Origin of the sequence: Geotalea daltonii FRC-32, from assembly GCF_000022265.1 — a bacterium.
Lineage (GTDB): Bacteria > Desulfobacterota > Desulfuromonadia > Geobacterales > Geobacteraceae > Geotalea > Geotalea daltonii.
In genome coordinates this window covers 563,653-575,068 of the sequence record NC_011979.1, presented here as the reverse complement: position 1 = coordinate 575,068, position 11,416 = coordinate 563,653, and the positions used below count along the sequence as shown (strand labels likewise).

Genomic DNA, 11,416 nt, shown 5'->3' with positions numbered 1-11,416 from the left:
TTTATTCTGGAATGGCACCGTTCAAACCGGTGCAAACTTTTATCTGCCGACCAGGTTGTCCCTGGTCCACTTGATGACCCTGGGCTGATTGAGATAGGGAATCAGCTTCACCGCCGTCTTTTGGTCCATCTGGTTGAGCATCTCGATAACGAGAGGTTCCTCCAGCTTGTCCATCAGTCTTCCCGCTTCTTCCGGCTTGAGTGCCTTGTAGATCTTGATCATCTTCCTGTACCGCTCGTTTTCCTCTTTTTTCCGCGTCTGCAGTGAACCCTCCATGGACTTCCTCGCCGCATTCAATTCATTGATGCGGCTGTCCAGGCTGGCGGAGAGTTTTTTCAGTTCCTCTTCCTTGGCTTTGAGGGCCGCCTCTTTTTCCAACAGCTGCTGCCGCTGCTTTTCCAGGGCGGCAGCCTCATCCCGGTCAGTTTTCGGGGAAACAGTAGCGGCTACGGGACTCTGTGCCAAGGCGACCCGCTGCAGGGCGGAAGGCTCCATCTCCGTATGCCAGAGCATGACAAAGGCCACCAGCGGGATGATCAGCAGTATTTTTTTCATCTTTTGCCATGACCCTTTTTCTGGATGGAAATCTCATCAAGGAAATGCAGCTCCCGTTCAGCCGCATCCCTCTTCATGGCCTGGACCTTCCGCTCCTTGAACGCTTCCAGTACCTTTTTATCCTTGGCAGCAGTCAAAAGCGTCTCGCGCTTTTCAACCACTTTTCTCTCCAGGGCCACAACTTCCTGGCGCTGGTCAATAATCTGCTCCCTCTTTTTGCGGCTGAAATTAGCGTAGAGCTGCAGATCGTTAGCGGAAATACCGTCTATCTGCTTTTCCCTCAGCTCTTCTGAAAGGCGTCTCATGGCGCTTTCGGCCCTGGCCAATTGCTCATTTGCCCCATCCAGCTCATATTTGGCCGCAGCAAAGTCGATTTTGCGCATCTTTTCCATTTCTTTACGGAAATTGAGCACCTGATCCAGCTGAAACCCTTTTTTGGTCATGATCTACCTCACTTGGCCCGACAGAAAAAGGACCGGCCTTTCACAAAGCCATGGTATCATCGAATATGGCTTCCAGCTCCATAACTGCATTCTCGACCCCGACACCATCTTTTATATCCTGCTTCAGGTAGGCGTTCATGTGCTCTATCTTTGCCAGGGCATAGTCTATACCCGGATTGCTCCCCGGTTTATAGGCACCGATATTGATCAGATCCTCCGCCTGGCGGTAAGTGGCCAGGACCCCTTTGAAATTGCCGGCCAGCTTCTGGTGATTTTTGGCGGTCACATCCATCATCACCCTGCTGGCACTGTTGAGGACATCGATAGGTGGATAGATGTTTCTCGCGGCCAGTTCCCGGGAAAGGACGATATGGCCATCGAGGATACTGCGCATGGCATCGGAGATAGGTTCGTTGAAGTCGTCCCCCTCTACCAGCACCGTGTAGAGTCCGGTGATACTCCCGTTCTGGAAGTTTCCGGTACGCTCCAGAAGCTTGGGCAGGGCGGCGAAAACCGACGGCGTGTAGCCTTTGGTCGTCGGCGGCTCGCCGATGGCCAGCCCCACCTCGCGCATGGCCATGGCAAAGCGGGTGGCCGAGTCCATCATCAGCAGAACCTTTTTTCCCTGGGCCTGGAAATATTCGGCAATGGTGGTGGCGATGTAGGCGCCGCGCATGCGCACCAGGGGGGGCTGATCGGAAGTGGCAACAACTACCACCGACTTTTTCAACCCTTCCGCCTGCAGGTCTTTTTCGATGAATTCGCGCAGCTCTCTTCCCCGCTCGCCAATGAGGGCGATGACGTTGACGTCGGCTTCCGTATAGCGGGCAATCATGCCGAGCAGGGTGGATTTACCCACCCCGGAGCCGGCCATGATCCCCACCCGCTGCCCTTCGCCGCAGGTGAGCAGACCGTTGATGGCCCTGATACCCAGATCGAGCGGTTGGCGGATCGGACGCCGCTTCATGGGGTTTACCGGAGTGGCGTAGATGGGATATTCTTCACCGGTGATAATCGGGCCGCGGTCGTCGATGGGTGCCCCGAGCCCGTCGATGACCCTGCCCAAGAGAGCCGGTCCGACCCCCAGGGAGGCTTTTTCGCGGCGCACAGAGATGAGACTGCCTAGACCCACGCCTCGCAATTCCCCGAGGGGCATGAGCAGGGTTTTGTTCTCTCTGAAGCCGACAACCTCCGCCGGAATGGATTCACTCCCCTGTGAGTTTATCTCGCAGAGAGTACCGACGGCAGTCTCAGGACAGAAACCTTCGATGACCAGCCCCACCACCTGGGTGACTTTGCCGTGCAGCTTGATGGGCCGCGCCGATTCCACTGCCGGCAGAAAGCGGCTGAGGTCAATCTTCTTCGCCAGCATCCGTCTTTTCCTCCGTTTCCATCGTGTCGGCTTCGAGTGCCGTCACACTGCGATCCTCCATGAAGCGACGGAATATCTCATCCAGCTGGGCTTCTATCCTGGCATCTATGGCCCCCATGGAAGTCTCCACCAGACAGCCTCCGCCGGGTATGGTTTCATCGGCTTTCAGGGTGATCCTTCTTTTCTCGTTGGCAGGCGGCAGAAATTCCCTATGGTCGGCAACTATTTCATAATCCGCCGGACTGAGCCTTACCACTACCTCATCACCGTCAGAGACATTGCTGACTGCAGCCTTCACAATATTGACCAGGATTCTGCGGTCGACTGATATTTCCTGAAGGATGATCTTGCGGGCAATGACAATGGCCAGCTTAAGCAGGTCTTCCTCGCTCTCCTGCATCACCTTCTGCCTGAGGCCTCCGGTACTGAGCAGTGCCTTGGCCAGCGCCTCGCTTACCTTGGCCAGAGACTCTTCCGCCTGGCGCTTGCCTTCACGAAGCCCCTCATTGTATGCCGCCTGTTCGCGTCGGTCGGCCTCTTCCTCGGAAATGCCGACAACAATCTTTTCTTCTACCGCGCCGGCCGTATCCTCTTCAGCGTTACCTGCCACTTCCTCTTTGTCCGCAGCAGTCCACGCCCCCGGTATTACCGGAGTGAAAGGAGCATTATGGCTGTCTGCAGCAGGGAGCTCGTCAGCACTCCCCTTTAACTCACGGAAGTGGAAACCCATGAAGCCGGCATCGTCGATGGATTTGATGATCCTAGACGAGGACATCGTCGCCTCCACGGCCGGCTATGACCACCTTGCCGTCTTCCTCCATTTTCCTTACCACCTTGATGATCTCCGACTGGGCCTTTTCCACGTCGGAAAGGCGAACCGGCCCCATCACCTCCAGGTCCTCCTTGATCATCTCGGCGGCACGGGACGAGATGTTGCGGAAGATCTTGTCCTTGACGTCGTCCGGGGAGGTTTTCATGGCCAGGGTCAGGGTATCGTTGCTCACCTCCCGCATGATCGACTGGATGGCCCGGTCGTCCAGCTTGAAGATGTCCTCGAAGGTGAAGAGATGCTTGCGGATAACTTCGGCCAAGGGCGGATTGAGCGCATCCAGACGGTCGAGGATCTTTTTCTCCTTGCTCCGGTCCAGATAGGAGAACATGTCCACCACCTTCTCCACGCCGCCGACCTTGAACCGTTGCACGCCGCCAAGGGCCGTCAGCTCCTTGCGGATAACTTCATCGATTTCGGCAAGGATTTCCGGCGATACCTGGTCAACCTCGGCGATGCGGATCACCACCTCGGCCTGAAGCTCCTGGGGCAGGAGCCCGACAATTTCACTGGTTTGTTTCGGCTTGAGCTTGGCCAGGATAACGGCAATGGTCTGTGGGTGCTCCTGGGAAAAAAAGTTGGCGATGGTCTTCGAATCCATGGTGGCGAGAATGTCCACCATATCGCCGATGCTTGAGGTGCGCAGCTCCTGAAGGAGGCTTTCGGCCTTTTGTACGCCGAGGGCCTTTTCCAGGATCTTTTTGACGAATTCCTCCCCCTGGGAGAAAAAACCGGTTTCGGGATTGGTGATATCCGTGAATTCCGTCACCACGCCCTGAATGACGTCGCGCGGCACGTGACCGAGACGGGCCATGCTCTGGCTTATCTTCTTTATGTCCACATCATCCATGTGCTCGAATACCTTGCTCGTTGCGTCCGGGCCAAGGTAGAGGAGCAGGATGGCGGCTTTATCCGATCCGGTCATGAAACATCCTCAACTACTGTTCTTTGTGTACCAGCCAGTTCTGGAGAATCTGGGCCACCTGATAAGGGTCCTGCTTCACCTTTTCGATCAGCTCTAGCTGGTTCAGTGTCTGCAGGGCCAGTTCCTGCTTGTGGGCCTCGTTCAGCTGAATCATTTCCAAATCTTCCTGTACAGGCTGGAAGGAAGGGGGTCTATGGGGCAACATCCGCATCAACGGTTTGATGACAAAGAAAATGATGGCGAAGAAACCGCCGGCAATGAGCAGGTTCTTCAGCAGGGTCATGACGATCGGCGCATTCCACCAGGCATCCTCGGCACTTCCCATATCGCCGGTTTCCTGAAACGGAATATTGGCAACCGTCACCTGATCGCCCCGTTCGGCATTGAAGCCGACGGAGCTTTTAACCAGTGACTCGATTTTCTGCAATTCATCGGGAGTGCGCGGCTGGTACTTGGCCTTGGCAGCACCCGCTTTAGCAGCTGCCGGGGCTTCGTACTTGCCGTCCACAAGAATGGCCACCGACACCTTGGTCAGGCTGCCGACCGGTTCGATGATGCGGGCGGTGGTACGGCTGACTTCGTAATTGAGGGTTTCGTCACTCTTGGAACCGCCACCAGTGGTGCCTGCCCCCGGAGCGGTCCTGCCCATATTTGTTTGTACCCCCGGAACACCGGCAGCAATGTTGGTGGCTCCCGCCTTTTCCTCGCTCCGTTGTTCGCTGCGTACCGCTGCCGTTTCCGGATCGTACTTCTCTTCGTATTTCTCCACCTGCTTGAAATCGAAGGTAGCCGAGACCCGGGCCACGGATCTGCCGCTCCCCACCACTTTGTCCAGAAGCGATTGCAGACGCTCTTCCAGGTTTTTTTCGTAATTGCGCTGGGTCTCCTGCATGGTGCTGGTCAGTTTGCCGGTAGCATCGGAAGGGCCGGTCCTGCTCAGGACCTTGCCGCGGCTGTCAAGGACGGTGACATTCTCCGTATCCATCCCCTCGATGGCGGAAGAAACCAGGTGCACCACCCCCTGTACTTCATTTTCACGCAGGGTGCGGTTTGATTTCATCTTCAGAACCACAGAGGCAGTGGGGGGCTTTTCGCTGTCCTTGAACAGGGATTTTTCCGGAATAACCAGGTGGACCCTTGCCTGCTCCACACCGGCCAACTGGGCAATGGTCCGGGAGAGTTCACCCTGCAGGGCGCGCTGATAATTGAGCTTCTGGACAAATTCGGTCATGCCGAAATTCTTCCGGTCGAAGATCTCGAAACCTATTCCTCCCCCTTGGGGCAGCCCTTCGCCGGCCAGGGAAAGACGCAGTTCATACACCTTGTCAGATGGGACGAGAATGGCTTTGCCGTCCGCCGAAATCTGATAGGCAACCTTCTGATCCTTCAGTTTCTTGACGATCTCACCGGCATCTTCGGTTGTAAGGTTGGCAAACAGCGGGCGGTAATCAGTCCTGTTGGCGACAAAAATAAGAGCAGCAAAGGCCAAGAGCGAACAAGCCGCCACCCCGGCTACAATCAGGCGTTTGGACGTGGGCAAAGACAGGAAAGGATCAAGCAGTTTTTTCAAACCTTCCGGCATAGGAACTCCGTATCAACTGACAATGCATCTACGACGAATATCAGGCTGTTAAACCGGCATCCTCATGATTTCCTGATAGGCTTCTACTGCCTTGTTGCGCACCTGATTGAGAAACTGGAAAGAAATGCTCGCCTTTTCCACGGCCAGCATGACCTCGTGCAGACCTGTGGCTTCGCCTGTGGCCAAGCTTTGGATGGATTTATCGGCCGACAGCTGCATGTCGTTTACCTTGCCGACCATTTCCCCCAGGTACTTGCTGAAGCTCTCGGCAGGCGCCGCGCCGGCTGTTTCCTTTGCCACCGGCGAGGGAAAGGCATGCTCAATCCCGGTACCACTCTCGATCGCTTTAATGACCATCTTTTCCTCCGTAAAATTATTTATGCTCAAAAATATCCAGGTGCAAGGCGTCAAGGGGCGAGCAGCGAAGTAATGAAGGCAACGCCGCAGATGAATGATTTTCAGCGTAAATCATCGGCCGAGCTCCAGGGTTTTCAACGCCATGCTCTTCGCTGCCTGGGCTGCGGTGACGTTTGCTTCATAGGTGCGGGTGGCGGCAATCATATCTGCCATTTCTTCCACCACGTTGACATTGGGCAGGGCCACATAACCCTTGGCATCGGCATCGGGATGGGTCGGGTCGTACTGCAGGCGTGGCGGCGTCTGGTCCTCGGTGATCTGCACCACCCCCACCTGCTTCGGCTCCATACTCCCTCCCGCTTTCTTCAGTATCGAGCTGAACGGTTCGACAACTGGTTCAGCAGCAAAAACGGCATCCTTGCGCTTGTAGGGTCCCCCCTCGGCAGTCCTGGTGGACCCGGCATTGGCCAGGTTGCTGGAGATGAGATTCATGCGTGTTCTTTCGGCGGTAAGGGCCGAGGCACTTATGTCCATCGAGGTGAAAAAATCCATCAGTTACCCCCTTTTATCGCGTACTTGAGTCCTTCGAACTTTTTACCCAGGAGTTGTACGCTGGCGTTGTACATGATCTGGTTCTCCGCCATTTTGCCCATCTCGTTTTCCAGCTCGACGGCGTTATTGTCCATCCCCACCGATTTGGCCGGGGTCTCGACCACCGTCCCGGCCACTTCCTCGACAGATCCCCCCTTGCCTTTGAGGGGTATGTGACGCGGGTGGGTGACGGCACCCTTGCCAATCCCCTTACCCTTGACCGCGTCCTTCAGTTCCGATTCGAAGGAGAGCCGGGTCGGCATGTAACCGGGGGTTTCGGCATTGGCAACATTGGCCGAAATGTGATTATGATTTTTCGCCCTCAAATCGAGGGATTTACCCAAAATATCCACGGTGGAACCAAATATTCCATCTACAGGCATAACAGACTCCTTTCCCAACAGCTGACTGAGCAAAACCCATACCAGACATTTTATCCAATAATTACGATAAGTTTGTCCACACCGTAACCCCTGGCCCCCAAAAGCAGCACTTCTATTTTGACCAATGTCATTAATTTGACTTATCGGGTTAATGTCTCCATTTTTTCCTTCCATTGCAGGTCGCCCAGTCCCTGCTCGGCCATGCGGCGCCAGACCGGGTCCGTTCCTTCCTTGAGTATCCTGTTCCAGTGGCCCTTGGCCTCCCCGTAGTTTTTCATCTGCAGCTCCATCTCTCCCATGGCAAACAGGAACTGTTCCTTCATTCCGCCGCCAGCTACTTCAAGACCGGCAACATAGGCGGCCATCGCCCCCCGATGGTCCCCCCTCCCTCTGCGGGCGGTGCCGAGGGTGAAATAGGCATCACCGGCAAATGTGGAAGAGGCTTTCGATTGGGACAGGCCATCGACAAATTGTCCCAGCACCTTCTCCCCCCTTTTGTAATCCTTCTGCGCCGTAAGTGCCTTGCCCAGGTAATAATAACTGTTCAGCTGGGCAGCCTTTTCTTTCGGCTTTGCCAGCCAGAAAAGTTCCGCCACCACCCCCGGCAGGTTTTTCTTCAGAAAGGCGATTTCTCCCCGATGCTCCAGCATGTGCCGGTAATCCGGGTGGTTTGGAAACCTGCGCAGGAAATTGGCGGCCGTCAGGTCTGCCATGGCAAGATTGCCCATGGCCATGGACGTATCGACAATCTGCCCGTAAATAAAGGGGGCCGCCCTTTCCGTCCAATCACGCTCGGCAAGATGATTGAACAGCTCCACCTTTCCCGCCGGCCTCTGCAAATGGGAAAAGGCTTCGGCAAGGCGGTGGATGAACATTTCATCGCTGAAACAGCGGGCAAGATAGTCACGATTCTGCTGGGCCAGGTCGATCAATCCCGGATAGTTCTTGGCCCTGTACATTTCCAGATATACCTGCAGCAGCAGTTCCTGGCGCATGCTATGGGCAATGGTCACAAAAGTTCCCTGCGGATATTGCTTTTCATATTGAATGACCGCTGCCAGAGCCTTATCTGCCTGGCCGTACAGGGATTCCATCAATGCCGCCTTGAAATTGGCGTCATCCCTGAGGGAAACAGCGCCGGCAGCTCTGTGGATGGACCGGTATTGCTCTGCCAGCGGCTGGTAGGTATCGGCGCTTACGGAAAACAGGCGTCTGTCGGCAAGTTTCAACAGAGCGTGATAAGCGGCCTCGGTTTCCGGAAAACCTTCGGCAATCGTTCCGAATATGGCAACAGCCTCTTTATCCCGGCCGTTCCGGGCCAGAATGTCCGCCAGTCGATCAAGCAGAAGCGGCGCGTAAGTCTTTTCCGCCAGTTGGGCGATGAGGCGGGCCAGCATCTTTCGCCCATCGGCAAGATTTCCCATCCTGGCGATGCTGTCGGCAAAGTAAAAGGTCGTGGCAGGATTGAAAGCCATATAGGCGGGCCAGCGCTGCTCTCCCTCCCTGAAAGCATTGAGGGCTGCGTCATATTTGCCGAGCAGGTAAAGGGACTCCCCCAGGCGATAGCAGGCCAGCGGCCGCAGGGGAGTGTCCCTGCCGGTAAACCAGGCGAAGATCTCTGCGGCCTCAGCCCCCATCTCCTTATAGAGAAAACTCTCCCCGCGCTGGAATAGTTTTACCTCCGCATCGACAGCCACCTTCTGCAGCTGATCCGGGTCGGTGGGAACAAAGGGTATCTCGGCCTTGAGCGGTGGATCGAAGTCGGTCACAAGCCTGGCCGTCCCTTGCAGTATCAGTTCCCTCCCCGGAACGATGGCCGGTACAGCCGGCTGTCCATTCTCCTTGCCCACATTGACAGTCAGAATTCCTTCAGCCAGATCCATGATGCGCAAGCAGGGGACGGCGTCCCTGGTGCCGATGGTTATCTGCAGGTCTTTGCCCCTCTGGGAGAAGCGGATGCCGGAGATATGGGAATCGGTATAGGTATTTAATTTTCTGAAGAGAGGTCCGTCGGTGTCCTTGAGGGTAAGGCGGATCCTGTTCGCCGACTCCGCCACAGTGTAAGTTGTTGCTTGATCGAGCTTCAGGTCAAGACGGGTCGACGAAGCCTGTTGACCGACCTCCACCCGTTGCAGGCGGGCAAGTTCTTGGGCCGTTGCCTCGGCTGCATCCAAGAGGCAAAGGATGAGCAGGCCCGCCCCGGCCAGGCAGCGGCAGAAAAAAAGGGCAAGGGGCAGCCCTGTATGCTTGAAGGGACCGGCAAATTTCATCGGTAGTGGTTATCCGGTATTGGAGAATGATCGACAGCCAACTATGGCAAAAGGCGTGCCGTCAGCGAAATGCTTGCTGGCAGCAGGCCTGGAGGGGCTTAAGGTAAATGGCAGAGACAAGGGGTCAAAAAAAACAATGATTGCTGAATATTTATTGACGCGTTTCACGCGGCATGCAGGTACTTCTGTACCTTGGCCATCAGTTCATCGGCATCGAAAGGCTTCATGAGGATGTCGCTGGCCCCGTAGGTAAGTGCCTTGAGCACCGCTGTCCTGGTCCATTGTCCGGCACACATGATGATGGGAAGGGAAGCCTTGCTGCTCTGGGCACACACCCTGTTGCATACCGCCAGGTCACGTTCTCCCGTTTCATTCACCTCGATTACCGCCACCCTGACCTCGGTTTCCTTGAGCAGCTCATGGAGATCGGCACCCAGAGGGGCATCCACCAGATCAAAGCCGGTGGCGGCCAGGTACTCCCTGACCGTCTGCCGCTCGTCGACATCCTCACAAAGAATAAGGATGGACTGGGTACGGGGGGCACTTTCGGTATCGGCATCGCCGGCTTCTGCCTTGGTGGCGGCCTCCGGCGAAGCTGCCGCCGCTTTTTCTTCCTGTTGCGGATCAAAGAGATTGGCCAGTTCTGGAGGCACCATGATATCCAGATAGTGCATCTCCTGTCCTTCTATCTCAAGGGGCGCCCGATACATAAGATAGTCACCTTCGGGCAGCGGCTCGGCATCCGTGAGCTGATCTATCTCCGGAATATATTTTTTTGGCGGGGGCAGCAGTTTCAGGTGCACCTTCTGGGGCAATTTCGGCTGAAAAACAGAGTTGAACGAGCCGATGATCTGATTGGCAATTTCACCGAAAGCATCGATGTCGTCTGCCTCCATGATGCGCAGCCTGCGTTTTTCCGCAATGCGTGGAGCCGGAATGCCTAAAAGGATGCTGCTCATGACGATGGCATCGCCAAGGGAAAAGAGCAGGTAAAAGTAACCCTGATATTCCTCCTTGGATTCGACCGCAACAACAAAAACCGCATCGTCCATATCGGCGAAGTAACTTTTGCGGTTGGTGTTTATGATGTCGGAATCGCCAGAGGAGAGGGTCACCCCAAGGAGCATGCTGCTCTCTTCCCCCGCCTGTTTCAGCGCGGCATCGAGCATCTCCTGCAATTTTTCGAATCCTGCCATAGTAAATCCCTGTGCCTTAACCTTCCTTGCGCAGCTTCAACGCCACCAGAAACCGCTCCCCTTCATTGGTGAAGGGAATGATGACACAATTATCATCGGACATGGAATTGACGGTATATTCTTCGCCTGAAATCACGGTCGGAATGGAAAGATTGATATCAAGCCCACCCTTGGATAGGATCTGCTTCACATACCCCCCCAGCATATTGGCAATCTCTCCCAGGGCATCGTTCACATCCTCTCCCACATCCGCCACATCCATCCCCAGCATGTTGGAGGTGATGCGCAAGGCAAAGGTCTTCGGGCAATGGATGGAAAGGATGCCGGTATAGGTGCCGGCCAGGCCGACCATGCCGGTTACGCTGCAATGGAAGGTGGTAACCGGCTCCCGCAGAGGGTAAGAATCCTCCAGGTCAAGCATGACCATGGTATTGAACACTTCCTTGGTGGCATGGATGACATATCCGGCCAGATCTTCTTCCTGCATGTTGACTGCCTTTGAAACAGCGCTATTGAGTGTCATCACAGCAGACCTCCCAACTTTTCGTTGAGCTGTTCCGGAGTGAACGGCTTCTTGATGCTGTCGCTGGCGCCGCTGGACATGGCATCTTTCAGCACATCCTCTCCCCCCTCGGTGGTGATCATGACAATCGGTATTTGCTTGCCGCTTGCCCGCACCTGTTTGATGAACTCGAGGCCATCCATGTTGGGCATGTTGATGTCGGAGAGAATCAGATCGACCTTTTTCTCTCCCAGCACGCTGAGCCCTTCGATGCCGTCGCCCGCCTCGAAAATGTCATCGACGACCAGACCTGCCTGCCGCAACGAGCGGGAGATTATCTTTCTCATTGTTGAAGAATCGTCCACAATCAATACATTTGCCATAACCCATCCTCCTCTGCCTGATACCCCT

13 protein-coding genes are annotated in these 11,416 nt (G+C 55.4%); all 13 read right to left on the bottom strand.

The genetic code is table 11. The features are described 5' to 3' along the window. Window positions 1–39 precede the first annotated feature (39 nt). The 13 genes from GEOB_RS02470 to GEOB_RS02410 all read right to left on the bottom strand — a co-directional run bounded on the left by GEOB_RS02470 (window position 40) and on the right by GEOB_RS02410 (window position 11,388). On the bottom strand, window positions 40–555 hold the full coding sequence (locus GEOB_RS02470; protein ID WP_012645597.1) for a MotE family protein: 516 nt from the start codon (window positions 553–555) through the stop codon (window positions 40–42). Continuing rightward, the gene (gene fliJ, locus GEOB_RS02465; protein WP_012645596.1) at window positions 552–998 is read right to left on the bottom strand and encodes a flagellar export protein FliJ; all 447 of its coding nucleotides are present in this window, start codon (window positions 996–998) and stop codon (window positions 552–554) included. Before fliJ ends, GEOB_RS02470 begins: the two co-directional genes overlap by 4 nt. A 40-nt stretch (window positions 999–1,038) precedes the next feature. Further along, window positions 1,039–2,370, bottom strand: coding sequence for a flagellar protein export ATPase FliI (fliI, locus tag GEOB_RS02460; RefSeq protein ID WP_012645595.1), 1,332 nt, complete (start codon window positions 2,368–2,370; stop codon window positions 1,039–1,041). After that, entirely contained in the window at window positions 2,351–3,145 is a 795-nt protein-coding gene (locus GEOB_RS02455; RefSeq protein ID WP_012645594.1) for a FliH/SctL family protein, read from the bottom strand. Before GEOB_RS02455 ends, fliI begins: the two co-directional genes overlap by 20 nt. Further along, window positions 3,132–4,124 carry a flagellar motor switch protein FliG gene (gene fliG / locus GEOB_RS02450; protein ID WP_012645593.1) on the bottom strand — a complete coding sequence of 331 codons (993 nt, stop codon included), beginning with the start codon at window positions 4,122–4,124 and terminating at the stop codon, window positions 3,132–3,134. Before fliG ends, GEOB_RS02455 begins: the two co-directional genes overlap by 14 nt. A 13-nt stretch (window positions 4,125–4,137) precedes the next feature. Next, complete coding sequence (gene fliF, locus GEOB_RS02445) at window positions 4,138–5,706, bottom strand: flagellar basal-body MS-ring/collar protein FliF (RefSeq protein WP_012645592.1); 1,569 nt, start codon at window positions 5,704–5,706, stop codon at window positions 4,138–4,140. Between the two features lie 48 nt (window positions 5,707–5,754). Continuing rightward, window positions 5,755–6,063, bottom strand: coding sequence for a flagellar hook-basal body complex protein FliE (gene fliE, locus GEOB_RS02440; RefSeq protein WP_012645591.1), 309 nt, complete (start codon window positions 6,061–6,063; stop codon window positions 5,755–5,757). 111 nt (window positions 6,064–6,174) lie between these two features. Beyond that, window positions 6,175–6,615, bottom strand: coding sequence for a flagellar basal body rod protein FlgC (flgC, locus tag GEOB_RS02435; protein WP_012645590.1), 441 nt, complete (start codon window positions 6,613–6,615; stop codon window positions 6,175–6,177). Beyond that, a complete protein-coding gene (flgB, locus tag GEOB_RS02430) occupies window positions 6,615–7,037 on the bottom strand; it encodes a flagellar basal body rod protein FlgB (protein WP_012645589.1) in 423 nt (140 codons plus the stop codon). The genes flgC and flgB overlap by 1 nt, the downstream gene beginning before the upstream one ends. 140 nt (window positions 7,038–7,177) lie before the next feature. Further along, entirely contained in the window at window positions 7,178–9,307 is a 2,130-nt protein-coding gene (locus tag GEOB_RS02425; protein WP_012645588.1) for a tetratricopeptide repeat protein, read from the bottom strand. Window positions 9,308–9,471: 164 nt separating this feature from the next. Next, window positions 9,472–10,503: a response regulator gene (locus GEOB_RS02420; protein ID WP_012645587.1), complete on the bottom strand. Its 1,032-nt coding sequence runs from the start codon at window positions 10,501–10,503 to the stop codon at window positions 9,472–9,474. Window positions 10,504–10,519: 16 nt separating this feature from the next. Next, window positions 10,520–11,026 (bottom strand): chemotaxis protein CheX, encoded by a 507-nt coding sequence (locus GEOB_RS02415; protein ID WP_012645586.1) that lies wholly within the window; start codon window positions 11,024–11,026, stop codon window positions 10,520–10,522. Further along, window positions 11,026–11,388 (bottom strand): response regulator, encoded by a 363-nt coding sequence (locus GEOB_RS02410; protein ID WP_012645585.1) that lies wholly within the window; start codon window positions 11,386–11,388, stop codon window positions 11,026–11,028. Before GEOB_RS02410 ends, GEOB_RS02415 begins: the two co-directional genes overlap by 1 nt. Window positions 11,389–11,416: the final 28 nt, after the last annotated feature.

Excerpts from the sequence above, each read along its gene's own strand:
- GEOB_RS02425 (WP_012645588.1), bottom strand. The coding sequence starts at position 9,307 with ATGAAATTTGCCGGTCCCTTCAAGCATACAGGGCTGCCCCTTGCCCTT.
- GEOB_RS02470 (WP_012645597.1), bottom strand. The coding sequence starts at position 555 with ATGAAAAAAATACTGCTGATCATCCCGCTGGTGGCCTTTGTCATGCTC.
- GEOB_RS02410 (WP_012645585.1), bottom strand. The coding sequence starts at position 11,388 with ATGGCAAATGTATTGATTGTGGACGATTCTTCAACAATGAGAAAGATA.
- fliE (WP_012645591.1), bottom strand. The coding sequence starts at position 6,063 with ATGGTCATTAAAGCGATCGAGAGTGGTACCGGGATTGAGCATGCCTTT.
- GEOB_RS02420 (WP_012645587.1), bottom strand. The coding sequence starts at position 10,503 with ATGGCAGGATTCGAAAAATTGCAGGAGATGCTCGATGCCGCGCTGAAA.
- fliG (WP_012645593.1), bottom strand. The coding sequence starts at position 4,124 with ATGACCGGATCGGATAAAGCCGCCATCCTGCTCCTCTACCTTGGCCCG.
- flgB (WP_012645589.1), bottom strand. The coding sequence starts at position 7,037 with ATGCCTGTAGATGGAATATTTGGTTCCACCGTGGATATTTTGGGTAAA.
- GEOB_RS02455 (WP_012645594.1), bottom strand. The coding sequence starts at position 3,145 with ATGTCCTCGTCTAGGATCATCAAATCCATCGACGATGCCGGCTTCATG.
- GEOB_RS02415 (WP_012645586.1), bottom strand. The coding sequence starts at position 11,026 with ATGACACTCAATAGCGCTGTTTCAAAGGCAGTCAACATGCAGGAAGAA.
- fliF (WP_012645592.1), bottom strand. The coding sequence starts at position 5,706 with ATGCCGGAAGGTTTGAAAAAACTGCTTGATCCTTTCCTGTCTTTGCCC.
- fliI (WP_012645595.1), bottom strand. The coding sequence starts at position 2,370 with ATGCTGGCGAAGAAGATTGACCTCAGCCGCTTTCTGCCGGCAGTGGAA.
- flgC (WP_012645590.1), bottom strand. The coding sequence starts at position 6,615 with ATGGATTTTTTCACCTCGATGGACATAAGTGCCTCGGCCCTTACCGCC.
- fliJ (WP_012645596.1), bottom strand. The coding sequence starts at position 998 with ATGACCAAAAAAGGGTTTCAGCTGGATCAGGTGCTCAATTTCCGTAAA.